This window comes from Pseudarthrobacter sp. YAF2, assembly GCF_052113345.1.
GTDB lineage: Bacteria > Actinomycetota > Actinomycetes > Actinomycetales > Micrococcaceae > Arthrobacter.
On record NZ_JBFRDA010000004.1, the window covers coordinates 24,846 to 49,138 of the forward strand.

21 protein-coding genes and 3 tRNA genes are annotated in these 24,293 nt (G+C 66.0%); 15 read left to right on the top strand and 9 right to left on the bottom strand.

The genetic code is table 11. From position 1 onward, the window contains the following. Positions 1–2: 2 nt before the first annotated feature. Positions 3–1,190: a xylose isomerase gene (xylA, locus tag AB4Y79_RS05595; RefSeq protein WP_441859557.1), complete on the bottom strand. Its 1,188-nt coding sequence runs from the start codon at positions 1,188–1,190 to the stop codon at positions 3–5. Between the two features lie 148 nt (positions 1,191–1,338). Between xylA and AB4Y79_RS05600 the strand changes: the two genes are divergently transcribed. Further along, positions 1,339–2,562: an ROK family protein gene (locus AB4Y79_RS05600; RefSeq protein ID WP_441859559.1), complete on the top strand. Its 1,224-nt coding sequence runs from the start codon at positions 1,339–1,341 to the stop codon at positions 2,560–2,562. Positions 2,563–2,613: 51 nt separating this feature from the next. Here AB4Y79_RS05600 and AB4Y79_RS05605 read toward each other — a convergent pair. Continuing rightward, a tRNA-Arg gene (locus tag AB4Y79_RS05605) sits at positions 2,614–2,686 on the bottom strand. A 206-nt stretch (positions 2,687–2,892) separates the two neighbouring features. Here AB4Y79_RS05605 and AB4Y79_RS05610 point away from each other — a divergent pair. The 3 genes from AB4Y79_RS05610 to ettA all read left to right on the top strand — a co-directional run bounded on the left by AB4Y79_RS05610 (position 2,893) and on the right by ettA (position 5,863). Next, entirely contained in the window at positions 2,893–3,450 is a 558-nt protein-coding gene (locus AB4Y79_RS05610; RefSeq protein ID WP_441859561.1) for a single-stranded DNA-binding protein, read from the top strand. A gap of 112 nt (positions 3,451–3,562) precedes the next feature. Continuing rightward, on the top strand, positions 3,563–4,120 hold the full coding sequence (locus AB4Y79_RS05615; protein WP_441859563.1) for a DUF6993 domain-containing protein: 558 nt from the start codon (positions 3,563–3,565) through the stop codon (positions 4,118–4,120). 60 nt (positions 4,121–4,180) lie between these two features. Continuing rightward, positions 4,181–5,863 carry an energy-dependent translational throttle protein EttA gene (ettA, locus tag AB4Y79_RS05620; RefSeq protein WP_441859565.1) on the top strand — a complete coding sequence of 561 codons (1,683 nt, stop codon included), beginning with the start codon at positions 4,181–4,183 and terminating at the stop codon, positions 5,861–5,863. 82 nt (positions 5,864–5,945) lie between these two features. On the opposite strand, the gene AB4Y79_RS05625 is transcribed toward ettA, so the two are convergent. Continuing rightward, the gene (locus AB4Y79_RS05625) at positions 5,946–6,881 is read right to left on the bottom strand and encodes an acyl-CoA thioesterase (protein WP_441859567.1); all 936 of its coding nucleotides are present in this window, start codon (positions 6,879–6,881) and stop codon (positions 5,946–5,948) included. 64 nt (positions 6,882–6,945) lie between these two features. Between AB4Y79_RS05625 and AB4Y79_RS05630 the strand changes: the two genes are divergently transcribed. Continuing rightward, complete coding sequence (locus AB4Y79_RS05630) at positions 6,946–7,605, top strand: hypothetical protein (protein WP_441859569.1); 660 nt, start codon at positions 6,946–6,948, stop codon at positions 7,603–7,605. Between the two features lie 24 nt (positions 7,606–7,629). Here the strand turns inward: AB4Y79_RS05630 and AB4Y79_RS05635 are convergent, their stop codons facing one another. Together AB4Y79_RS05635 and AB4Y79_RS05640 are read right to left on the bottom strand one after the other, a co-directional pair. Continuing rightward, positions 7,630–8,109 (bottom strand): globin, encoded by a 480-nt coding sequence (locus AB4Y79_RS05635; RefSeq protein WP_441859571.1) that lies wholly within the window; start codon positions 8,107–8,109, stop codon positions 7,630–7,632. A gap of 1 nt (position 8,110) precedes the next feature. Then, a complete protein-coding gene (locus AB4Y79_RS05640; protein ID WP_308930722.1) occupies positions 8,111–8,794 on the bottom strand; it encodes a mechanosensitive ion channel family protein in 684 nt (227 codons plus the stop codon). 66 nt (positions 8,795–8,860) lie between these two features. Here AB4Y79_RS05640 and AB4Y79_RS05645 point away from each other — a divergent pair, with 66 nt between their 5' ends. Continuing rightward, complete coding sequence (locus AB4Y79_RS05645) at positions 8,861–9,856, top strand: NAD-dependent epimerase/dehydratase family protein (protein ID WP_441859573.1); 996 nt, start codon at positions 8,861–8,863, stop codon at positions 9,854–9,856. Here the strand turns inward: AB4Y79_RS05645 and AB4Y79_RS05650 are convergent. Further along, the gene (locus AB4Y79_RS05650) at positions 9,853–10,326 is read right to left on the bottom strand and encodes an OsmC family protein (RefSeq protein WP_441859574.1); all 474 of its coding nucleotides are present in this window, start codon (positions 10,324–10,326) and stop codon (positions 9,853–9,855) included. The genes AB4Y79_RS05645 and AB4Y79_RS05650 overlap by 4 nt on opposite strands. Further along, positions 10,323–12,896 carry an aminopeptidase N gene (gene pepN / locus AB4Y79_RS05655; protein ID WP_441859576.1) on the bottom strand — a complete coding sequence of 858 codons (2,574 nt, stop codon included), beginning with the start codon at positions 12,894–12,896 and terminating at the stop codon, positions 10,323–10,325. Before pepN ends, AB4Y79_RS05650 begins: the two co-directional genes overlap by 4 nt. 174 nt (positions 12,897–13,070) lie before the next feature. Between pepN and AB4Y79_RS05660 the strand changes: the two genes are divergently transcribed. The 3 genes from AB4Y79_RS05660 (at position 13,071) to AB4Y79_RS05670 (ending at position 15,631) form a co-directional block, all read left to right on the top strand. Then, the gene (locus AB4Y79_RS05660; protein WP_441859578.1) at positions 13,071–14,090 is read left to right on the top strand and encodes a hypothetical protein; all 1,020 of its coding nucleotides are present in this window, start codon (positions 13,071–13,073) and stop codon (positions 14,088–14,090) included. 87 nt (positions 14,091–14,177) lie between these two features. Continuing rightward, positions 14,178–14,672: a ribose-5-phosphate isomerase gene (locus AB4Y79_RS05665; RefSeq protein ID WP_018761584.1), complete on the top strand. Its 495-nt coding sequence runs from the start codon at positions 14,178–14,180 to the stop codon at positions 14,670–14,672. Next, entirely contained in the window at positions 14,672–15,631 is a 960-nt protein-coding gene (locus AB4Y79_RS05670) for an Fpg/Nei family DNA glycosylase (RefSeq protein ID WP_441859579.1), read from the top strand. The genes AB4Y79_RS05665 and AB4Y79_RS05670 overlap by 1 nt, the downstream gene beginning before the upstream one ends. A 168-nt stretch (positions 15,632–15,799) precedes the next feature. On the opposite strand, the gene AB4Y79_RS05675 is transcribed toward AB4Y79_RS05670, so the two are convergent. Beyond that, positions 15,800–15,870, bottom strand: a tRNA-Gly gene (locus AB4Y79_RS05675). Between the two features lie 131 nt (positions 15,871–16,001). Between AB4Y79_RS05675 and AB4Y79_RS05680 the strand changes: the two genes are divergently transcribed. From AB4Y79_RS05680 to AB4Y79_RS05705, 6 genes are all read left to right on the top strand, one after another. Next, positions 16,002–16,076: transfer RNA gene (locus AB4Y79_RS05680), tRNA-Pro, on the top strand. Positions 16,077–16,155: 79 nt separating this feature from the next. Then, positions 16,156–17,547: a trigger factor gene (tig, locus tag AB4Y79_RS05685; protein WP_441859581.1), complete on the top strand. Its 1,392-nt coding sequence runs from the start codon at positions 16,156–16,158 to the stop codon at positions 17,545–17,547. Between the two features lie 234 nt (positions 17,548–17,781). Next, a complete protein-coding gene (locus tag AB4Y79_RS05690; RefSeq protein ID WP_387448842.1) occupies positions 17,782–18,405 on the top strand; it encodes an ATP-dependent Clp protease proteolytic subunit in 624 nt (207 codons plus the stop codon). Positions 18,406–18,442: 37 nt separating this feature from the next. Beyond that, the gene (locus AB4Y79_RS05695; protein ID WP_308930730.1) at positions 18,443–19,102 is read left to right on the top strand and encodes an ATP-dependent Clp protease proteolytic subunit; all 660 of its coding nucleotides are present in this window, start codon (positions 18,443–18,445) and stop codon (positions 19,100–19,102) included. Between the two features lie 178 nt (positions 19,103–19,280). After that, positions 19,281–20,561 carry an ATP-dependent Clp protease ATP-binding subunit ClpX gene (clpX, locus tag AB4Y79_RS05700; protein ID WP_441859582.1) on the top strand — a complete coding sequence of 427 codons (1,281 nt, stop codon included), beginning with the start codon at positions 19,281–19,283 and terminating at the stop codon, positions 20,559–20,561. Between the two features lie 13 nt (positions 20,562–20,574). After that, entirely contained in the window at positions 20,575–21,189 is a 615-nt protein-coding gene (locus AB4Y79_RS05705; protein ID WP_441859584.1) for a mycothiol-dependent nitroreductase Rv2466c family protein, read from the top strand. Positions 21,190–21,546: 357 nt separating this feature from the next. On the opposite strand, the gene valS is transcribed toward AB4Y79_RS05705, so the two are convergent. Continuing rightward, positions 21,547–24,168, bottom strand: a complete 2,622-nt coding sequence (gene valS / locus AB4Y79_RS05710) for a valine--tRNA ligase (protein WP_441859586.1) — start codon at positions 24,166–24,168, stop codon at positions 21,547–21,549. Between the last annotated feature and the right edge of the window lie 125 nt (positions 24,169–24,293).

Genomic DNA, 24,293 nt, shown 5'->3' on the forward strand with positions numbered 1-24,293 from the left:
GCCTACCGGGCGCCCAGGAGGTGTTCGATGGCAAGCTGGTTGAGGCGGACGAACGCGAAGGAGCGCTCGGCGGCCTTTTCGGCGTCGAAGTCCTCGAAGGAGGCGGTGTCAGCGAGCAGGTCCGCGGTGCTTTCGCCGGCCTTGAGCGTGGGTTCGCCGAGTTCGAAGACGCCGGAGGCCTTGAGGGCTTCCTGGACGTCCGCGTTGGCGCGGAAGGCCAGGGCGCGTTCCTTGAGCAGCAGGTACATGGACATGTTGGCCTTCGCGGATTCCCAGACGCCGTCGTAGCCGTCGGTGCGGGAGGGCTTGTAGTCGAAGTGGCGCGGGCCGTTGTACTTCGGGCCGCCGCCCGGGAAGCCGTTTTCGAGCAGGTCCACGGTGAAGAAGGCGCTGGTGAGGTCGCCGTGGCCGAAGACGAGGTCCTGGTCGTACTTGATGCCGCGCTGTCCGTTGAGGTCGATGTGGAAGAGCTTTCCGGCCCAGAGCGCCTGGGCGATGCCGTGGGTGAAGTTCAGCCCGGCCATCTGCTCGTGGCCGGTCTCCGGGTTCAGGCCCACAATGTCGCCGTGTTCCAGCTGGGCGATGAAGGCCAGGCCGTGGCCCACGGTGGGCAGGAAGATGTCGCCGCGGGGTTCGTTGGGCTTGGGCTCCAGGGCGATGCGCAGGTTGTAGCCCTTGTCCTTGATGTAGCCCGCTGCCGTATCCACGCCTTCCTTCATCCGGTCCAGGGCAGCGGCGAGGTCCTTGGACCCGTCGTATTCGCTGCCTTCCCGGCCGCCCCACATGACGAAGGTCTCGGCGCCGAACTCCGCGGCGAGGTCGATGTTGCGCAGGACCTTTGACAGGGCGAAGCGGCGGATGGAGCGGTCGTTGGAGGTGAAGCCGCCGTCCTTGAAGACCGGGTGGCTGAACAGGTTGGTGGTGACCATCGGAACCTTCAGTCCGGTTTCAGCCAGGGCTGCGCGGAAGTTCTTCAGGATCAGCTCCCGCTCGGAAGCCGTGGCATCGAAGGGAATGAGGTCGTTGTCGTGGAAGGTGATGCCGTAGGCGCCCAGTTCGCTGAGCCGGTGGACTGCTTCCACCGGATCGAGGGCGGCACGGGTGGCCACGCCGAACGGGTCGGCGCCGGTCCAGCCCACGGTCCACAGGCCGAAAGTGAATTTGTCAGCGGGGGTGGGGGAAAGAGTCATGATGCGTCCTTGCGGTCGTGTGCTCCGCGGGATTGCGAAGCTTTAGTTCATTGCCTGAACTATATGAGGGGACGTAGGGTGGGGTCAAGGGTCCGGCGAGCCTCATGGCGGTGGGCCCGGACTTGTGGGCTGACTGAGGAGCGTTGTAATGGTGATGCCGGCGCCTGTGGTGGCGGGACCTGGGGGGACGACTCCCGGAAGCGTGGGGGACGTCCGGCGCAGCAACCTTGCCCTGGTCCTTGGGGCCATCGCCGAGTTCCCGTTTGGGGTCCATCCCAGCCGTGCCCAACTGGCCGCCGTGACCGGCCTGACGAAGGCATCTGTCTCCAGCCTGGTGCTGGATCTCCTGGACGCCGGCATCGTCCGCGAAATCGGCTTGAACCCGCAGGGGCGGGGCCGGCCGGGTGTCGGGCTGGAACTCAACCCGGGACGGGCGGTCATGGGGATGGAGATCAACGTGGACTACATTTCCGCCGCAGTTGTTGACCTGGCCGGCGCCGTGCTGGTCCGGGAGGTGCAGGAGCGGGACAACCGCAACAGCATGGACGGGCCGGTCATGGCTGCGCTCGCCGTCCTGGCCGCCAGGGTCCGGAGCGCGGCGGGGGAGCAGGGGGTTGAAGTCCTCGGTGGCGGACTGGCCGTGCCCGGGCTGGTGGATCCTGCCGCGGCGCGGGTGCTCACGGCGCCCAACCTGGGATGGGCCAACGTAGAACTGGACCTTGGTGCCGTGCTGCCCGAAGCGCCGCTCGGAGTTGCACTCTTCAACGAAGCCAATGCCGCCGCCCTGGCCGAGCTGCGGCACCGGCCGGAAGGAGCCTCGGATTTCCTCTTTGTCTCCGGCGAGGTGGGGGTAGGTGGCGGCCTGGTGATCGGGTCCGAACTCTTCACCGGCCCTGGGGGCCATGCCGGCGAAGTGGGGCATATCGTGGTGGAGCCCGGCGGCGGCCGATGCTCGTGTGGCGGGACCGGGTGCCTGGAAACCGTGGCAGGCCAGGATGCCATCTTCGATGCTGCCGGGATCGGATCCGGCAGTTCACGCTCGGCCTCCATGTCCGCTCTCCTGCAGGCACTTGACGCCGGGCGGCCGGGGGCGCTGGCCGCCGTCGAACGCGCGGCGCGCTGCCTGGGCATAGCGCTCGCCTCGACGGCACGGGTGGTCAATATTTCCTCTGTCGTACTCGGAGGCCACTTCGCTGTCCTGGAACCGTGGCTGCGCGGTCCGCTGCTGGACAGCCTGGAGAAGTACGCGCCGGGCAAGTACGCGGCCGGCCAGGTGTCGGTCTCGGCCGTGGGGGAGTCGGGGGCCCTGCTGGGCGCCGCCGGCAGTGTCATCCGGTCGCTCGTCGAAGCGCCGCACCGGCTGCAGGCCTAGCCCGGGTTTAAGCAGAAACGCCCCGGTCCGAAGACCGGGGCGTTGGCAGGGTGCCCCAGGAGGGAATCGAACCCCCGACCGGCGGATTAGAAGGCCGCTGCTCTATCCCCTGAGCTACTGAGGCATCGGGTTCCGGCCTGTATGCCGGCGCCTGAAAAAGTTTACCTTGCCGGAGGTGCCGGCGCTGTCATCGAGCACCCACTGCCCCTCCACAGCGGCGCCTGGACCCGTTTTGTCCACATACGCCGGCCCGTCCCTCCTTCCTGCCGCTATCCGGCGCAATGCTGGTCATGCCTGCAAAGGGCGCCACCATTGAGACAGGACGAAGAGATGAGCGAAACGATCACCATCCGGGGCTTCGTGGCCACCGAGATAACGAGTTCCACCACGCCGGGGGGAGTGGCCACGGCCTCTTTCCGCGTCGGTTCCACCAGCCGCCGTTTTGACCGGGAATCCAAAACCTGGCAGGACGGGCACACCAACTGGTTCACGGTCCAGGGGTACCGCCAACTCGCAGGAACCCTTGGATGCAGCATCAGGAAGGGCCAGCCGGTCATCGTGGTTGGCAAGCTGAAGATCCGTACCTGGGAGAAAGACGGGCGCGTCTACCACTCCACCGTCATCGACGCGGACACTGTGGGGCATGACCTGTCCCTGGGCTCGGCCAATTTCATCCGGACATCGTCACGGCCGGCGCTCTCGCTTGTGGAGCAACCGCCGGCATCCGATCAGGGGCTCCAATCCGGCATCGATCAACTCCAGGATGAACCGGAGGACAGGGAGGACGACCATCCGGACGATGAGGACCGTGCCGCGCTCCTGATCCAGGACAACGACGGTGCCCTGGCCTCACTCGACCTCGAAACGGGGGAACTCGCAGGAGTCTAGGAACTACGAATCACTCTTCAGCGCTTCCCCTCCAGTCCCGGACGGGCGGAACGGCGGCACCCCCCGGCCGCCCACCGCCCGTCCGCCAACAGGGCCATGGCAGAATGGCACCATGCGGCACACTCCCTTCCACCGGCAGAACACCCGGGCCGGTGCGGCGCTGGCGTGCGCCGTCCTGGCAACACTCTTGACAGGGTGCGTTGCCGGTCCGGCATCCAACGAACCAACCATGGACCAGGTCGCCGGCCCGGCGCCGTCAACTGCCGGCCCGCCCACCCAGGCACCCTCTGCCCGGCCTTCGGCTCCAACAACCCGCGGTGATGGCAACAGCGGCGCACTGGCGGACACCTCCGGAAGTTCGTCGCCTGCCGCGGATGCCGCAGCCACTGAGACGGTGAAGCGGACAGTCACAGACGCCCTGACCAAGTTGGCCGCAGCGGCACCAAAACCTGCCACCGGCCAGGTAAGCGATGCTTTGACGGGGGCAGGCATCGCCCCCGGGGTGCTCCAGGTCTCGCAAAGCCGCACGCCCACCGGGCTGGAAGCCGACGCCATCGAGGCCGCAGTGCTGCAAGGCAAGGACTGCGTCATCGGCCAGGTCCGTGAAGGAGCGGTGACTGTCACGGTCCTGCCCGTCCTCGCCAGCGGGAAGTGCTTCGTCGGGTCCTGATCGGGCCGGAGGACCCCGGCAAATGTGAGATCTGCCCGCCGACCCACTAGATTTGAGACTATGGCGGAATTTATCTACACAATGACCAAGGCCCGCAAGGCCGTTGGCGAAAAACTCATCCTTGATGACGTAAGCATGTCCTTCTTCCCGGGCGCCAAGATTGGTGTTGTGGGCCCCAACGGTGCCGGTAAGTCCACCATCCTCAAGATCATGGCCGGACTGGACACGCCCTCAAACGGCGAGGCCAGGCTCAGCCCCGGGTACAGCGTGGGCATCCTGCTCCAGGAGCCGCCACTCAACGAGGAAAAGACTGTCCTGGGCAACGTCCAGGAAGGTGTCGGCGAGATCTACGGCAAGATCCAGCGCTTCAATGAGATCTCCGAGGAAATGGCCAACCCGGACGCCGATTACGACACCCTCCTCGAAGAGATGGGCAAGCTGCAGGAAGCCATTGACGCCGCCGACGCCTGGGACCTCGATTCCCAGCTCGAGCAGGCCATGGACGCCCTCCGCTGCCCGCCGGCCGACGCCGATGTCACCAACCTTTCCGGTGGTGAGCGCCGCCGTGTAGCCCTCTGCAAGCTCCTGCTCCAGAAGCCGGACCTGCTGCTCCTCGACGAGCCCACCAACCACCTGGATGCCGAGAGCGTGCTGTGGCTTGAGCAGCACCTGTCGAGCTACCCGGGCGCAGTCCTCGCCGTCACCCACGACCGCTACTTCCTGGACCACGTGGCCGAATGGATCGCCGAGGTGGACCGCGGCCACCTCTACCCCTACGAAGGCAACTACTCCACCTACCTGGAGAAGAAGCGCGCCCGCCTTGAGATCCAGGGCAAGAAGGACGCCAAGCAGGCCAAGCGCCTTGCGGAAGAACTTGATTGGGTCCGCTCCAACGCCAAAGGCCGCCAGACCAAGTCGAAGGCACGCCTGGCCCGGTATGAGGAAATGGCCGCGGAAGCCGACCGCACCCGCAAGCTCGACTTCGAAGAGATCCAGATCCCGCCGGGACCCCGCCTCGGTGGCGTGGTGCTGGAGGCCAAAAACCTGCAGAAGGGCTTTGAGGACCGGACCCTGATCGACGGGCTGTCCTTCAGCCTGCCGCGCAACGGCATCGTGGGCGTCATCGGCCCCAACGGTGTTGGCAAGACCACGCTGTTCAAGACCATCGTGGGACTGGAACCGCTCGACGGCGGCGACCTGAAGATCGGTGAATCGGTTAAGATCTCCTACGCGGACCAGAGCCGCGGCGGCATCGACCCCAACAAGACCCTGTGGGAGGTTGTCTCCGACGGGCTGGACTTCATCCAGGTTGGCCATGTGGAGATGCCGTCCCGCGCATACGTTGCTGCCTTCGGCTTCAAGGGCCCGGACCAGCAGAAGAAGGCCGGCGTCCTGTCCGGTGGTGAACGGAACCGGTTGAACCTGGCCCTGACCCTGAAGCAGGGCGGTAACCTGCTGCTCCTCGATGAGCCCACCAACGACCTCGACGTTGAAACCCTCAGCAGCCTTGAAAATGCCCTGCTGGAGTTCCCCGGCTGTGCAGTGGTCGTTTCCCACGACCGGTGGTTCCTTGACCGGGTGGCCACCCACATCCTCGCCTACGAAGGTGACGAGGAAAGCCCCTCCAAGTGGTACTGGTTCGAGGGCAACTTCGAATCCTATGAGGAGAACAAGGTGGAGCGCCTGGGCCCCGACGCGGCCAAGCCGCACCGTGTGACCCACCGCCGCCTGACCCGCGACTAGCGACTGCTTGGCGGGACTCCGCGGCGGGAACAACCACGGAGTGAACATAAGGCCGGCGCCCCAGGGCGCCGGCCTTATGTCGTCACCCCTGATTCTTGTGCGACTCATCCGTGTCGGCGGGGACCCGCACCATGCCCTCCTGGGCCACGGAGGCGACGTGCTGGCCTTCCCGGTTGAAGATCTTGCCGGTGGCCAGTCCGCGGGCACCTTGGGCGCTGGGGGACTCCTGGACATAAAGCAGCCAGTCGTCCACCCGCGCCGGACGGTGCCACCACATGGCGTGGTCCAGGCTGGCAACGTTCATCCCTGGGGTGATCCAGCTCAGCCCATGCCTCCGGAGGATTGACTCGAGGAGGGTGTAGTCGCTGGCGTAGGCCAAGGCTGCACGGTGCAGGTTGGGGTTGTCCGGCACGGGCCCAAGGGTCTTCATCCACACGGCGTTGCGCGCCTCGCGCGGTCCGGTTGCCGAAACGTACAGCGCAGGGTCAACGTGCCTGATATCGAAGGGCCGCTCGTACGCCCAATGCCGGGCCACGGGATGGTCAAACTTTCCCAGCAGGTCCGCCGTGCTGGGAAGCGACTCCGGATCCGGGATCCCCGCCGGCATCACGGAAGAGTGGTCGATCCCCTCGGCTTCGACCTGGAAGGAAGCAATCATGGACAGGATGGGCACCCCGTCCTGGTATGCGTGGACGCGCCTGGCGGAAAACGACCTGCCGTCCCGGAGCCGCTCCACACCGAACGTGATGGGTTTGTTGGCATCGCCGGGCCGCAGGAAGTACCCGTGCATCGAGTGGACCAACCGATCCGGATCAACGGTCCTGGTCGAGGCGACGAGCGACTGCGCCAGCACCTGGCCGCCGAATACCCGGTGGTGCGGCTGCCGCTGGGAGGGGCCAAGGAAGATGTCCTCGTCCGTCCGGGCACCTTCAAGATCGCCAAGGTCCAGCAGTTCGATCAGCGATGAGGTGGGATCGCCACTGGGCGGCGCCAGCGGTCCGGCTTCGGCTTCAGTCATGGTCCGACTCTAGACGGCGCCCGCGGAACCACTCAACCGGCGCGCAGCCGGTAGTGTTCTTGGTGTGTCTGATCTCCTCACTTCGTCCTTCCGTTTCGCCGACCCCAGGGATCTTGCGGACCTGAAGACGTTCGCCACCCGTGCCAAAGCCATTGACGACGGCGCCATCCGGCTCCAGGCCGCCGGTTCCGTCCTGGCGGCCTACGTCTGCGTTTTGCGGCCCCGGCTGCTTGGTGAATCGACCCCCACCATCCTGGGCCTGCGCACCATGGCGCTGGCGGATCCGTCCGCAACGGACGTCACAGTGACGTTGGCGGCTGTCCTGGACCGGCTGGCCCGCGCCGGAGAGTCCGACGTCGAGCTGCCGGTTCCGCCCACCACCGTCACCGAATCCTGGACCGGGGTTGGCGCCCCGCGGGGCGGATGGGAGCCGCTGGGCTCCATCAGCGATGCCCGCCTGCGGGAGGCCGCCGAAGCCGGCATCGGCGAAGTGGCCGGCATTGTGCCGGACAAACCCGGCGCCCTGATCGTAAACAATGCCCGGGCTGCCGTGTGGGGGCGGGAACTGGACCACTCCGGCCTGCCGGCCGGTGCCGCCTTCGCAGCCCTCGCCCTGGGCTTCCTCGCTGATGGGGACCAGGCGCTCTACCGTGCCGGCCGGTGGTTCCGGCTCAGTGGTCCGCGCGGGCACGTCCTGGCACGAACCGGCAGCGGCCTCCTGTAATCCCAGGCCCCTGACGGGCCGGCATCAGGCGCCGGTGGGACTGTTCACCATGGACAGCGCCGCCCGCTCCATGTACTCCCACAGCGTTCCCTCATACAACGGGGGCAGGTCCAGGGCGTCCACGGCCGCGCGCATGTGGAACAGCCACCGGTCCTTTGCCTCGGGTGTGACTTTGAAGGGCATGTGCCGCATCCGCAGGCGGGGATGCCCGCGCTCCTCACCGTAGGTTGTGGGCCCGCCCCAGTACTGTTCCAGGAACATCAGGAATCTGCGCTTTGCCGGGGCCAGGTCCTCCTCCGGGTACATCGGCCGCAGCAGCGGATCGGTGGCGACGCCGTCGTAGAAAACGTCGATGAGCTTCACGAATGTCTCGTGCCCACCCACTGCATCGTAGAAACTGTCGGTGTACGCCGGCTGGCTGAAAGGGTCATTCTGCATCAGCTGGGGCCGCTGCGGCTGGAGGGGGCCCGGGATACCAGGGCGCGGCTCGATGGGAAGCGTCATGCTATTCACCGGCTTTCTGGTCGGTCTTCTTGGTCTCCACATGCGCCGAGGCCTGGTCTGTGGTGCCGTCGTCGGACTCATGCAGCGGCAGGTAACGGCCCTGCGACCGGTTCCCCACGCGCAGGATCTCACCGTTGCGCAGGTACCAGATGGCGCCGTCGTCAGAGCGGACGCGGGTGATCCGGAGCCCCATGGACTCCACCACGCCCACCACTTCGCTGGTTTCGATGACATCGCCGATGCCGTACTGGTCTTCAATGGTGATGAAGATCCCGGACAGGAAGTCGCGGATCAACTGCTGGGCGCCGAAGCCGATGGCGACACCCAGGATTCCCACGCTGGTCAGCAGGGGAGCGATGTTGATATCCAGGTTCTGCAGCACGTACATGCCGGTGATGATGACCACCAGCACACCCACCACGCTGTTCAGCAGGGAGCCGATGGTTTCGGCGCGCTGCACCCGCCTCTCATGGTCCAAGGCACGGATCGCCGGCGCCACCCATTTAAACATGGGCTTCTTGAAGAAATTGCTTCCGGCAGCGATGCGCCTGGTGATCCGCGAGATGATGAACGTGGCCACGAGCCAGAAGGCCACGCCGATGCCGAGGCTGATCACGATGCCCGGGATGCTTATGCCATCGGGTTGCGTTGTGGCGGGGGGAATGATCGACAACATACTGACCATGGGTGGAAATAGCTCCTTGGGGGATTGCGCTGTTCTCTTTCAACCCTAGCGCCGTAGCGTGGAGCAATGCGCATTCTCATCCTCGGCGGTACGGCCTTCCTCTCACGGGAAATTGCCAGGCAGGCGATATCCGCCGGACATGGCGTGACATGCCTGGCCCGGGGCGCAACTGCTGAACCGCCGCCCGGCGCGGCATGGGTGAAGGCCGACCGTTCCAGCGGGGCTGCGGCATATGCCCAGGTGAAGCGCGAGTGGGACGCCGTGATCGAGGTGGCGCGGGACCCTGAACCTGCCCGCGACGCCCTCGAGGCGCTGGCCGCCCGGTCTGGGCACTGGACTTTCGTTTCCAGCTGCTCAGCTTACGCGGACCACTCCGTTCCAGGGGCTGCGGAAGATGCTGCCCTCCTTCCGGCGCTGGCCGGGGGCACCCCGTCCGCTCCGGAAAACTACGGAGAGTCCAAGGTGGCCATCGAGGCAGCCACCCTTGAGGCGACTGCCGGCAACGCCCATCTGTGCCGCGCCGGCCTGATCAGTGGTCCCGGCGACCCCTCCGACCGTTACGGTTACTGGCCTGCCCGCTTCGCCCGGAACCAAGGGCCAGTGCTGGTCCCGGATATTGCAGCCCACCCCACCCAGGCCATTGATGTCCGGGACCTGGCTGCCTGGATCCTGGCCGCGGCCGGACAGGGCACCACCGGTGCCCTGAACGCCTGTGGGGAGCAGGTGTCCTTCGGCGATGTGCTCGCCGCCTGCCGCGAAACGGCCGGCCACCGTGGCGCCCCGGCCACCGCCGCCGGAGAATGGCTGGTGGCTCAGGGCGTCAACTACTGGTCAGGCCCGGAGTCGTTGCCGCTCTGGCTCCCGCCGGGGCATGAGGGCTTCATGGCCCGCAGCAACAAGGCCGCCAGGGCCGCAGGTATGGCGCTGCGGCCCTGGCAGGAAACCTTGGCGGACACCCTGGATGATGAGCGCGCCCGCGGGCTGGACCGGCCCCGCAAGGCCGGCCTTCCGCCCCCGGTGGAGCAGCGGCTCGTCAACACGCTCCACCGGGGCGGTGCCTAGCCGGCGACCGTGATGGGCTGGTGCTCCACAGGGAAATTCACGCTGCGGGCAATGAAGCAGACCTGGTTCGCCTCATGGTGGAGTCCGGCAGCCAGGTCAACCTGGCCGGCGTCGGCCACCGTGACCCTGGGGTGCAGTGTCACCTGTTCGAACTGGCCGCTGCGGTCGCGGTTGAGCCGCATCAGCCCGGATGCCTCGTCCCGATAGCCAGTGACCACCACGCCGTGTTTCACTGCCACATGCAGGTAGGACAGCATGTGGCATTGCGCCAGCGCGGCCAGGAGGAGCTGTTCCGGGTTGTACCGCTCCCGGTCCCCGTGGAATGTCGGGTCCGCCGAGCCTTTCAGAACCGGCAGGCCCGGGATGAGCACGTCATGGTCACGGGAGTAGCTTCGGTACGACGACGTGCCCTCACCCCGGTTGCCGGTCCATTGGACCGTCAGCGAGTACTCGTGTACGTCGAGGCTCACCCGGCGCTCCCGTCCGGGAGCACGTCGGCGGCACGTGCGCGCAGGGCCCGGGCGACGCCGTCGCGGTTTTCCAGCATCATCCGCCGCAGCGCGGCGCTTTCCGCCGGCAGCGACGCCAGGAAGGTGTCAGTTTGGTCGATGGTGGCCTGCGTGGTCAGCAGCGCCGGGTAGAGCCCGACGACGATCTGCTGGGCGAGTGCGTGTGTCCGGGTTGCCACGATTCCCGGCACGGCCGCAAAATACTTCTCCGCATACGGCTCCAGCAGCGACCGGTCCCGGACCCGCATGAAGCCCGCCACGGCCGAGCCCTGCAGCGCGTTGGAAAGCTCGCCCCTGACCACGATCGACTCCCAGGCGGCGGCTTTCGCCTCCGCGGTGGGAAGCGCAGCCTTTGCCAGGGCGGCGGCGTTCTGTCCGCTGGATGTGTTGTCCCGCGCCAGCTCGGCGTCGATGCCGTCCTGCCCCATCCGGCCTCCGGCCACCAGTGACGCCACGAGCTCCCAGCGGAGGTCCTGGTCAACGGCCAGCCCGGCCAATGCGGCAGACCCGTCCAGCAGGCCCGCCACCCGGTCCAGCTGGGACGCGCTGCGGGCCAGGAGGGCAAAGGACTTTACAAACTGCAGTTGCGCGTCGGAACCGCCGGGAACCTCTGAAGCCAGCTCCCACAACCGGTCCACGGCCGCGACCGCGGTGGCTTCGCGGTGTTCTTCCGCCACGTAGAAGTTCAAGGTGGTGGCCAGCTGGCGGAGCTGGACCAGGATGACGGAGGAATCCGTCTCCGCGGCGACGTTGGCCAGGATCAGCTCCACGTATTTCCGGGCCGGAGCCTGTCCGTCCCGGGCCGCGTCCCACGCCGAATTCCAGACGAGGGTCCGGGGCAGGCTGGCTTCAAAGTCCTTGAGGTGTGCGGTGGCGGTGGCCAGGGACTTCGGGTCCAGCCGCACCTTGGCGTAGGCGAGGTCGTCGTCGTTGACGAGGATCAGGTCCGGCTGCGCCAGGCCGGCGACGCCCGGCACATCGGTGCGTTCGCCGTCGACATCCAGTTCCTCGCGGTGCACCCGCTCCAGCTTCCCGGCGTCGTTGAGGTTGTAGAACCCCACGGCAAGGCGGTGTGGCCGGAGGGTGGGCCATTCGGGAACCGCGGACTGCACGATACTGAGGGTCTTCAGCGTCCCGTCGGAGTCCACGTCCAGCTCGGGGGTGAGGGTGTTGACGCCGGCCGTCTCCAGCCACTGCCGGCCCCAGCCGTCAAGGTCGCGTCCGCTGGCCTTCTCCAGCTCCACCAGCAGGTCGCGCAGCTCGGTGTTGCGCCACGAGTGCTTCGCGAAGTACTCCCGGACACCGGCCATGAACTGCTCGGGGCCCACCCAGGCAACCAGCTGCCGGAGCACCGAGGCGCCCTTGGCGTAGGTGATGCCGTCGAAGTTGACCTCGACATCCTGCAGGTCGTTGATCTCCGCGAAGATGGGGTGCGTGGTGGGCAGCTGGTCCTGGCGGTACGCCCACGACTTCTCCACCGAAGCGAACGTGGTCCAGGCGCTGGTGAAGGACGTGGCCTCCACGGCCGCCAGGTGGGACATGTACTCGGCAAAGGACTCGTTGAGCCAGAGGTCGTTCCACCACCGCATGGTCACCAGGTCCCCGAACCACATGTGCGCCAGTTCGTGGAGCACCGTGATGGCGCGCCGCTCGATCTGCGCGCCGGTGACCTTGCTGCGGAAGACGTAGCCCTCCAGGATGGTCACCGCGCCGGCGTTCTCCATGGCGCCGGCATTGAATTCCGGCACGAACAGCTGGTCGTACTTTTCGAACGGGTAGGGGCAGCCGAATTGTGCTTCGAAGAACCCGAACCCTTGCCGCGTGAGCTCGAAAATGTTCTCCGCGTCCAGGTACTGCATCAGGGACTTCCGCGCGAACACCCCGAGCGGGATGACACGGCCGTCCGAGCTGGTCACTTCGCTGCGGACGCACTGGTACGGCCCGGCGATCAGGGCGGTGACGTAGGAGGACAGGCGCGGGGTGGGCGCAAATGCCCATACGGACCGGGCTCCGCCGTCTTCTGCAGCCGGGGCCTGCGCCGGCTCCGGGGTGGGGGAGTTGGAGATGACATCCCAGTGGGAGGGGGCCGTGACCGTAAACGCGAAGGTTGCCTTCAGGTCGGGCTGCTCGAAGACGGCGAACATCCGGCGCGAATCCGGAACCTCGAACTGGGTGTACAGGTAGACCTCGTTGTCCACCGGATCCACGAAGCGGTGCAGGCCTTCGCCGGTGTTCATGTAGGGCATGTCGGCCACGACGGTCAGCTCGTTGTGCTCCTCCAGGCCGGGCAGCTGGATCCGCACGCCGTCGGACACCGTTGCGGGATCGAGGGCACGGCCGTTAAGGGTCACGCTGTGCACGGTCCGGGTTACGGCGTCAATGAAGCTGGACGATCCCGGCGAAGCCGCAAATTTCACGGTGGTGGAGCTGCCGAAGACCTCTCCGCCGCGGGTCAGGTCCAGGCTGACATCGTAGGACTCGGCGGTGATCAGTTCTGCGCGCTCACGGGCTTCGGTGCGCGTCAGGTTCATTCCTGGCAAAGGAGGGCCTCCAGAGAAGTTTCGGTTGCCGGCCGGTGGTCCCGGTTCCGGCACTCTGCTGCATTCTTTCATCCTTGCGGTCCTTGGCAAGTTGCCCGGGTCACAGCGCGCCGCGGCCCCGGCCAGGAGATTTCCGGAGGCGGCGGCAGGGGTAGCGTTGGTTACATGGGAAAGCTGCTGGATTCGGTGGATGCCAAGGCCCTGCGCTTTGCCGTCGGGTTCCCCGTCGCGCTCGCCGCCGCCTTCGCCTTCTGCGCTTGGCTGCTCCGCCCGGACCTTCCGGACCCGGTCGCGGTGCGCTGGACTGACGACGGCGGTGCAGCCTTTGCCCCGTTCGGCGCCTACGTGGGCGCCGGGGCAGCAGCGATTGTCATTGCCGGCTGGCTGGTCCTGCTGCAGGCGGTACCCCTGGGCCGGCCCGTGCTGATGCGCCGGATCATGATGGGGGTCGGGTTCTTCCTCAGCCTTTTCATTACCTCGGCCCTGGCGGCAGGACTCATCGGCCAGGTTGGGCTGGCTGACGCCCGGCAGTCACGCGTGGACATGACCGTCCTGGCCCTTGGAAGCGGTGCCGCCGTTTCCCTGGGCGTCACCATGGCCATGGTCTACAAGGCTGACCGGCAGTGGTCCCCGGATGACGACCGTGCCCTGCAGACAGCCATCGCCAATGAAACGGACCCGGATCTCGCCCTGGACACGTTCCGGTTGTGGGTGCACGCCCGGAGTTCGGTCTTCGTCATGATCGGGATCGCCTCGCTGTTTCCGGCGGCGCTCCTCGCCGTCGTGGTGCCGTGGCTGGGGATCCTCCTGGTCCTCCTGGCCGCCGTCGGCGCGGCGTTTCTTTTCGCCCGCGTCAAGGCCGACCGCCGCGGCCTGAAGGTCCTGCTTGCCGGTGTAGTACCTGTCATGGATGTCCCCGCCGGATCCATTTCGGCCGCCAGCGCAGCCGAGGTGAGGGCCGCGGATTACGGCGGGTGGGGCTACCGGCACCACCGGGGCACCGCGGCCATGCTCGTCAGCAGCGGGCCCGCCGTCGTCGTGAGCAAGACGGACGGCCAGCGGCTCGCCGTGAGCGGCGGCACCCAGGCTTCGGCGGCGCGGCTGGCCGATGTCCTGACCCGGGTGGCGGCCAGGGCCCGGCCCGACGGCGGCCCGCCGGCGGCCTCGGGGCAGCCGGAGTCCTGACCCCGGCAGTCCTAGTATCCTTATCGGTGTTGTTCCGGCCCCCACCCGGCCGGCCTGCCAGCCCCCCGAACCGAACGGATCTTGCTCGTGACAACTTCCCCTGCCTTCCCGCGGGTCCACATCGCCACCGACCACGCCGGCATGGAGCTCAGCGCCCATCTGGTGTCCCACCTGACAGGCAAGGGATACGAGGTGGTGGACCACGGGCCCAAGGTCTACGACGCCCAGGACGACTACCCTTCGTTCTGCATCAACGCCGCCCTCGCGGTGGTTGCTGACCAGCAGGCCGGCGTGCACGCCCTGGGAATCGTGCTGGGCGGTTCCGGAAACGGTGAGCAAATTGCCGCGAACAAGGTCAAGGGCGTGCGTGCCGCCCTGGCGTGGAACCTCTCCACCGCCACACTGGCCCGCGAGCACAACGACGCGAATGTCGTCGCCGTGGGCGGACGCCAGCACTCGGTGGAAGAAGCCACCGAACTGATCGAGGCCTTCCTGGCCGAGCCGTTCAGCAACGATGAGCGCCATGTCCGCCGCATCGGCAAGATCGCAGCCTACGAGGCCACGGGCGAGGTCATCGAGTAGTGCCTGAGGGACATTCGGTCCGCCGGCTCGCCCGGCAGTTCGGCGACGTCTTCCTCGGCGAAACCCTCGCCGTCTCCAGTCCCCAAGGCAGGTTCGCCGGGGGAGCTGCCCTGCTCGACGGGCACACCCTCGTCGCCGCCGAGGCGCATGGCAAGCACCTCTTCCTGCACTTTGACAACGCACTGGTGCTGCACGTCCACCTCGGCCTGTACGGTGCCTGGAGCTTCGGCGGCGACAGCACCTTCGCCGGCGCCTCCAGCATCGGCGCGCCCCGCCGGGTGGGGGAGCGGGAAGCCTTCGCTGACGGGGACGACGACGGCGGCGCACCTTACGATGGTCCGCCAGCGCCGGTAGGGGCCGTCCGTGTCAGGCTGGCCGGGAGTCACGGCTGGGCGGATCTGCGCGGAGCAACCACCTGCGAAACCATCACCGCCGCCGAGGCCGACGCCGTCCTGGCGCGGCTTGGGCCGGATCCGCTGCGGAACCTTCGCGGCGACGCAGGCCGGTTCGCTGCGAACCTTCGTGCCCGGAAGACGCCGCTGGCAGCGCTGCTTATGGACCAGAAGATCATTGCCGGGGTAGGCAACGTCTACCGCGCCGAAGTGCTGTTCCGGCGCCGGCTGGATCCCTGGCTTCCCGGCGGCGCCCTCCCGGACAGCGATGCCCGGAAGCTGTGGCGCGACGTCGTCAGCGTCATGGCCGATGGCGTCACCGACGGGCGGATCATCACCACGCCGCCGAAGTACTGGACCCTCAACGGCACCACCGCCGCCAAGGCCGCCGCAGCCGGGAGCCCCGTGCCGCCCAAGAGCCCGCACTTCCCCGTCGGCGAGGACGTCCACTTCGTCTATAAGCGGCAGGGCCTTCCCTGCAGGGTGTGCCGGACCGTCGTGCTCGTCGCCGACCTCGTGGGGCGGAACCTCTACTGGTGCCCCTCCTGCCAGCAGCCCCGGGATTAGCCGGGCCACTGCCGCCACGCGCAAAACGGGGCACTTTGACACGGACACGCCGCCCGTCGTCGTACGTTGTTCCCGCAGACGCCGCCAAAGTGCCCCACGATGGTTCTAGCCGGCAGATGTATAAACACAAAAAGGCCCCTCGAAAGAGGGGCCTTTTTACGTTCGCGGAGGGGACGACGGGAATCGAACCCGCGTAATCAGTTTGGAAGACTGAGGCTTTACCATTAAGCTACGTCCCCGAAGGAAGATCCGCTTTTCGCGGAAACTCCGGGCTGGCTGTTGAAGCCGGATACAACTAAACCTAATCCATGGCCTACGTGTCAAATGTGCATTCGCGACGCGTATCACCGTAGACTTGCCTGTGCACTTACGGGGTGTAGCTCAGCTTGGCTAGAGCGCCTGCTTTGGGAGCAGGAAGTCGCAGGTTCAAATCCTGTCACCCCGACTCTGCGGCCAGGACCAGCAGGCCTGGACATCTATTGCGTTTGCAGAAACCCATCCCACAACCCAGGAGTACTTAGACCGTGAAGAGCGCTGTCGAGAACCTCACCCCCACGCGGGTCAAGCTCAATGTTGAGGTCCCCTTTGAGGAACTGAAGCCCAGCATCGACTCGGCCTACAAGACCGTTGCGTCGCAGATCCAGGTCCCCGGGTTCCGCAAGGGCAAGGTTCCCGCCAAGCTCATCGACCAGCGCGTCGGCCGCGGCTACGTCCTGGAGACCGCCATCAACGACGGCCTCAACGGCTGGTATCAGGCTGCCGTGCAGGAATCCGGCATCCACCCCCTGAGCCGTCCCGAGGTGGAGATCACCGAGGTGCCGGACCCCTCCGCAACCGATGGTGGCCTCAAGTTCGCCGCCGAGGTTGACGTCCGCCCCGAAATCGAGCTCCCGGACTACGCCGGCATCGAGGTCCAGGTTGCCGCCGCGGAATCCTCCGAAGCCGACGTCGACAAGGCCCTTGACGAGCTGCGCGGCCGCTTCGGCACCCTCAAGTCCGTTGACCGTCCCGCTGCCGACGGCGACTTCCTGACCATCGACATCACCGCCACGATCGACGGCGAAGAGGTTGACTCCGCTGCGGGCCTGTCCTACCAGGTGGGCGCAGGCACCATGCTCGAGGGCATGGACGAGGCCGTCACCGGGCTCAGCGCGGATGAAGATGCCATCTTCGACACCACCCTGGTCGGTGGCGACCACGCCGGCGAAGCCGCCCAGGTCAAGGTTGTCGTGAAGGCCGTCAAGGAACGCGAACTGCCCGAAGCGAACGATGACTTCGCCCAGCTGGCCTCCGAATTCGACACCCTCGCCGAGCTCCGCGAGGACCTGGCCAAGCAGGCTGCCGACTCCAAGATCGTTGAGCAGGGTGTAGAAGCCCGCGACAAGGTCCTGGACAAGCTCGTCGAGCTGGTTGAGGTCCCCGTTCCCGACTCGGTGGTGGAGGAGCAGCTCGAAGCCCACTTCCAGGAGGGCAACGGCCACGGAGACGGTGAGCACGACACCGAAGAGCACCGCGCCGAGGTCAAGGCCAATACGGCCCGCGCCTTCCAGAACGAAATCATCCTTGACGCCATTGCCGAGAAGGAAGAAGTCAACGTCAGCCAGAACGAGCTGATCGACTACATCGTCACCACCGCCAGCCAGTACGGCATGGACCCCAACCAGTTTGCCCAGATCATCGATCAGAGCGGCCAGGTCCCCATGATGGTTTCCGAGGTCCGCCGCCGCAAGGCACTGGCCGTCGTCCTCGGCCAGGCCACGGTGACCGACACCGAGGGCAAAGCTGTTGACCTGAGCGACTTCGTCCGTCCCGGCGGCGAGGAAGCTCCCGCTGCGGAAGCTGCTGACGACGCCACCGAAGCGGCCGGAACTGACGTTGGCGAGGCAGAGGAAACCACTGCCGAGGCCAAGGCATAGTCCTTCCCGCCCGCAGCCAACGGCCCCTGGATCCTTCCGATCCGGGGGCCGTTCGCGTTGGTCCGGAAACCGGGGCGTGCGCCGTTCTCCGATCGTGCGCCGTCAGCGAACAGCAGTGAGTGCGCGAACAAATCGTCCGGGAAACCGGTTAGTGTCCAAGTAGTGATTTTCAGTGATGTCACCGTCACCAGTGAGAGGTAAATAAACATGTCACAGCACTCAGAGGCCCCCCGGATGGCGACCGTCGATCCTGCAGCCCAGGACAACTACATTTACAACCGCCTCCTCAAGGAGCGGATCATCTGGCTGGGCTCGGAGGTGCGTGACGACAACGCCAACGCAATCTGCTCGCAGCTGCTGCTGCTGTCCGCCGAGAATCCGGAAAAGGACATCTACCTCTACATCAACTCGCCCGGCGGTTCCGTCACGGCAGGCATGGCCATCTACGACACCATGCAGTTCATTCCCAACGACGTCGTCACCGTGGCCACCGGCCTGGCAGCCTCCATGGGCCAGTTCCTCTTGTCCTCCGGCACCAAGGGCAAGCGCTACGCCACGCCGAACGCACGCGTCCTGATGCACCAGCCCTCCGGCGGCATCGGCGGCACCGCCTCGGACATCAAGATCCAGGCCGAGCTCATCCTGCACATGAAGAAGGTCATGGCGGAACTGACCGCGGAGCAGACCGGCCAGACTGTTGAGACCATCCTCAAGGACAACGACCGCGACAAGTGGTTCACCGCCACCGAGGCCCTTGAATACGGATTCTTCGACAAGATCGCCGCGCATGCCGGCTCGGTCTCCGGCGGCGGCGGAACGTCCAACTCCTCCTCCGGCGAATCAGCCTCCCAGAACTAACCGGCATCCAGAACCCCTTCGATCAGGAGCAAACACAATGAACTACAACTTCGGGTGGTCCGCCGGGAATCTTCCGTCCAGCCGCTACGTCCTGCCTCAGTTCGAGGAACGCACGCCCTACGGCTTCAAGCGCCAGGACCCGTACACCAAGCTCTTCGAGGACCGCATCATCTTCCTCGGCGTCCAGGTGGACGACGCATCGGCTGACGACATCATGGCCCAGCTGTTGGTCCTGGAGTCAACGGACCCGGACCGCGACATCACCCTGTACATCAATTCGCCCGGCGGCTCGTTCACTGCCATGACGGCCATCTATGACACCATGCAGTACATCCGCCCCGAGATCCAGACTGTCTGCCTGGGCCAGGCCGCCAGCGCGGCCGCCGTGCTTCTGGCGGCCGGTACCCCCGGCAAGCGGCTGGCCCTGCCCAACGCCCGCGTCCTGATCCACCAGCCGGCACTGTCCGGCGGCCAGGGCGGCCAGGCTTCCGACCTGGAGATCCAGGCTGCAGAGGTCATGCGCATGCGCTCCTGGCTGGAGGACACCCTCGCCCACCACTCCGGACGCACGTCCGAGCAGGTCAACAACGACATCGAGCGCGACAAGATCCTCACTGCCGCTGAAGCCCAGACCTACGGGCTCATCGACCAGGTCCTTGATTCCCGCAAGATCAAACCCCAGGCGATCACCCGGTAACAATCCGGAAAGCCGGTGCAGGCCAGATTCATTTGGCCGCACCGGCCTTTTCATTCCACCCTTGGCGTCGAATGTGACCTAGAGTGGAAGATGTCACAATCCGGCCTCCGCTGGCCGGGAACGATTTTTCAGCAATGGCGCAGGGCTGCCTGGCAGCAGGATACTAAGGGGTTCACATATGGCTCGGATTGGCGAGAGCACTGATCTGCTGAAGTGCTCTTTCTGCGGAAAGAGCCAGAAGCAGGTCCGCAAGCTCATTGCCGGGCCCGGTGTCTACATCTGCGATGAATGCATCGAGTTGTGCAACGAAATCATTGAAGAGGAACTCGCCGAGGTCGCGGACCTCGGCAGCTTCGAACTTCCCAAACCGCGGGAGATCTTCGACTTCCTGCAGGAATACGTCATTGGCCAGGAGCCCGCCAAGCGTTCCCTCGCCGTCGCGGTCTACAACCACTACAAGCGAATCCAGGCCGGGCACGCGCCCAAGTCCGGGAGCCTTGGCGACGCCGGGCACCACGACGACGTCGAAATCGCCAAATCAAACATCCTCCTCATCGGACCCACCGGCTGTGGCAAGACCTACCTTGCGCAGACACTTGCCCGGCGCCTGAACGTCCCGTTCGCCGTGGCAGATGCAACCGCACTCACCGAGGCCGGCTACGTCGGCGAAGACGTGGAGAACATCCTCCTCAAGCTCATCCAGGCCGCTGACTACGACGTCAAGAAGGCCGAGCAGGGCATCATCTACATAGATGAAATCGACAAGATCTCGCGCAAGAGCGAAAACCCTTCCATCACCCGGGACGTGTCCGGCGAGGGCGTCCAGCAGGCCCTCCTGAAAATCCTGGAAGGCACGGTGGCGTCGGTGCCACCGCAGGGCGGCCGGAAGCATCCGCACCAGGAATTCATCCAGATCGACACCACGAACGTCCTGTTCATTGTGGCCGGTGCGTTCGCCGGGCTGGAAGAGATCATCGGCTCCCGCTCCGGGCGCAAGGGCATCGGCTTCGGGGCCCCCCTCAACGAGGCCAGCAAGAAGGTTGACTCGTACGGCGAGGTCATGCCGGAGGACCTGCTGAAGTTCGGACTGATCCCCGAATTCATCGGCAGGCTTCCCGTCATCACCACGGTCTCCAACCTGGACCGTGACGCCCTGATCCAGATTCTCTCGACCCCCAAGAACGCCCTGGTGAAGCAGTACCAGAAGATGTTCCAGATCGATGGCGTTGAGCTGATGTTCGACGACACCGCCCTGGATGCCATCGCGGAGCAGGCCCTTGAGCGCGGGACCGGCGCCCGCGGACTCCGTGCCATCCTGGAGGAAGTCCTGCTTCCGGTGATGTTCGATCTGCCAAGCCGCGAGGACGTGGCCAGCGTGGTCATCACCGAAGACGTGGTGCTGCGGGGCGCCGAACCCACCCTGATTCCGCACGCGGCCAAGCGCCGCAAGTCTGCCTGACCGAGAGGACTCCGTGACTTCACCCGCCAAGAACAAAGCCGACTTCTGGTTCGACCCCCTGTGCCCGTTCGCCTGGATTACGTCCCGCTGGATCGGCGAGGTGGAATCCGTCCGCGACATCGAGACCGAATGGCACGTGATGAGCTTGGCCGTGCTGAACGAGGGCCGCGACCTTGAGCCGGCCTACCGGGAATCCATGGACAACGCCTGGGGCATGGTCCGCGTGATCATTGCCGCCCGGGAAGAGCATGGCCCCCAGGTCATCAAGCCGCTTTATGATGCCATGGGAACCCTGATTCACGACCGTGGCGAGAAGGACCGCTCGGAAGTTATTGCCAAGGCCCTCGCGGAATGCGGCCTCCCGGAGTCCCTGGCCGACGCCGCAACCACTGACGCCTATGACGCCCTACTCCGGGCCAGCCACGAGGAAGGCATTTCCCTGGTGGGCCAGGATGTCGGAACCCCGGTGGTCGCCTTCAACGGAACAGCGTTCTTCGGACCCGTGCTGACCCGCATTCCCCGCGGCGAGGTAGCGGGCAAACTGTGGGACGCCACCACGGCAATCGCCGGGTACCCGCACTTCTTCGAGCTCAAGCGCAGCCGCACGGAAAGCCCCGAATTCGACTAAGCACGCCTGAGCGGACGCGCGCCAAGGGCCCCGGGAGAACTACACCACAGTAGTTCTCCCGGGGCCCTTGCACGTGGGCCGGCCCGGGAGAACAATGGATCTTACCCACTTCGCAAGAAGCGGGACGCAGGAACCAAAGATTCAGTGATATGCAATTTCGACGCAGCCATCGGCGAAGTCGAATGCAAGCTACCAGTGACGGTGTAGTAAGACCTGGAAATTCAGCGGATCCTGCCAGACCATTGGAAAAACGTCACCAGATGGCCGAAAGTCGAAGCCCCACCAACGGCAAAACGCTGATGGGGCTTCCCCTTTGCCCAAAACGGGCCGCTGCGCGCAGGGCCGGCGGCCGGCCGGTCAGGCCTTGGCGGGCTCGTCGCTCGCGGCCAGGGCAACATCGGTCACCGCGAGGTCCCCGTCACCCACCACCAAGATAATTTCCCGGGCGTTCGACGCCGCCTTCAAATCCGCCAGCCCGGCCTGCAGCTGCGCCGTCAGTGACTCCGCAGCGGTGATCGTGGCGGATAGCACCTCCGTCCGCTGCTTGACCTTCGCCTCGGACTTGGCCTTGCGGACACCGCTGAGCGCGGTCCCCACTGTTGCCAGCATGGTGGTATCACCGCCGGGAATCTCCAGTGCCGAAGGCCACGCGGCCCGGTGCACGGAGCCCGTGCGCCACCAGCTCCACACTTCCTCCGTGGCGAACGGAAGGAAGGGGCCAAAGAGCCGCAGCAGGGCGTCCAGGGTGGTAGCCAGCGCCGCCAGCACCGATTCCTGCTCGGATTCGCCTGCCGCTCCGTAGGCACGGTCCTTGATCAGTTCCACGTAGTCGTCCGTGAACTGCCAGAAGAACGATTCCGTGAGCTGCAGGGCGCGGGCGTAGTCGTAGTTCTCAAACGCCTTTGTGGACTGGCTGACGACATTCGCCAGCTGGGCCAGCAATGCCCGGTCCAAGGGGTTGGTCAGCACCGAAAGGTCGTCCGAGAGGACGGAGTTTTCGGTGGCACCCAGGTTCAGCACGAACTTGGAGGCGTTCAGCAGCTTGATGGCCAGGCGCCGGCCGATCTTCATCTGCGCGATCTCGTACGCGGTATCGGCCCCGAGCCGCGCCGAGGCAGCCCAGTAACGGACGGCATCCGAGCCGTACTCATTCAGCACATCGGTGGGGACCACCACGTTGCCCTTGGACTTGGACATCTTCTTGCGGTCCGGGTCCAGGATCCAGCCGGAAATGGCGGCGTGCTTCCAGGGCGCACTCTTCTGTAGGGCGTCGGCGCGCACCGCAGAGGAGAACAGCCAGGTACGGATGATGTCATGGCCCTGGGGGCGGAGGTCGAACGGGTACACCTTCGCGAACAGGTCCTCGTCCCGGCTCCAGCCGCCCACGATCTGCGGGGTCAGGGATGACGTGGCCCACGTGTCCAGGACATCGGCATCGCCGGTGAAGCCGTTGGGCTGGTCACGCTGGGCTTCCTCGAATCCCGGGGCGGCGTCCGCTGCCGGGTCCACGGGGAGCATGTCATCCGAGGGGAGGACGGGGTTGTCGTAGTCCGGGTTGCCTTGCCCGTCCAGCGGGTACCAGACGGGAATGGGCACGCCGAAGAAGCGCTGCCGGGAGACCAGCCAGTCGCCGTTCAGGCCGGCGATCCAGTTCTCGTAGCGGGAGCGCATGAAGGACGGGTGGAAGTCGATCTCCTTGCCCCGGCCGATCAGGCGTTCGCGGCGGTCCTCATCGCGGCCTCCGTTGCGGATGTACCACTGGCGGGAGGTCACCACTTCCAGCGGCTTGTCGCCCTTTTCGAAGAAGTTCACCGGGTGGGTGATCTTCTTGGGTTCGCCGTCCAGCAGGTCAGCTTCCTTGAGCAGTTCCACCACGGCCTCCTTCGCGGAGAAGGCGGTCTTGCCGGCAATCGCGGCGTACGCTTCCTTGCCGGACTCGCTGGTGATCCACTCAGGGGTCTCGGCGATGATGCGGCCGTCACGGCCCATAATGGCGCGCGTGGGCAGCTGCAGTTCGCGCCACCAGGTGACGTCGGTCAAGTCGCCGAAAGTGCAAACCATGGCGATACCCGAGCCCTTGTCCGCCTTAGCCAGCGGGTGGGCTTTGACTTCCAGTTCGACGCCGAACAGCGGCGACGTCACGGTCTTGCCGAACAGCGGCTGGTACCGCTCGTCGTCGGGATTTGCCACCAGGGCGGCGCATGCGGCCAGCAATTCCGGACGCGTGGTCTCGATGAAGATCTTTTCGCCGTCTTCGGTGAAGAAGGGGTAGCGGTAGTAGGCGCCCGCGACTTCCCGGTCCTCCAGTTCCGCCTGGGCCACGGCCGTGCGGAACGTGACGTCCCACAGTGTGGGGGCCTCGGCCATGTACGCGTCCCCGGCGGCCAGGTTGGCCAGGAAGGCGCGCTGGGACACGGCACGGGAGGTGTCATCGATGGTGCGGTAGGTCAGGTCCCAGTCAACGGACAGCCCCAACGTCTGGAACAGGTTCTCGAAGACCTTCTCGTCCTCCACGGCGAGTTCCTCGCAGAGTTCGATGAAGTTCTGGCGGGACACGACATCGAAGTCCCGCTGGTTCTTGGCGGGCTGGGCCGGCGGCCGGTAGTCGGCGTTGTACGGAATGGCGGGGTCGCACCGCACGCCGTAGTAGTTCTGCACCCGGCGCTCGGTGGGCAGGCCGTTGTCGTCCCAGCCCATGGGGTAGAAGACGTTCTTGCCCGTCATGCGCATGTAGCGCGCCTGCACGTCCGTCTGGGTGAAGGAGAACATGTGCCCCACATGCAGGGAGCCCGATGCGGTGGGCGGGGGAGTGTCGATCGAGTAGACCTGCTCCCGGGTGGTGTCGGGGTTGAACTTGTAGGTTCCTTCGGACAGCCAGCGCCGGGTGAGTGCGGCTTCGAGGCCTTCGAGGGCCGGCTTGTCCGGAACGTTGATGGGGGCGGTGGTGGGCGTGTCTGTACCCTGCATGTCTTCAGCCATTGGGCAATTCTTTCATGCCCGCTCCGATCCCACCCAACCAACCTCGTGCAGCCCGGGCGGCACCGTTCCCCGGCACTGCTTCCGGACGCGCGGTCCGACCACCCCGGGCCCGGCTGTGGTTACGT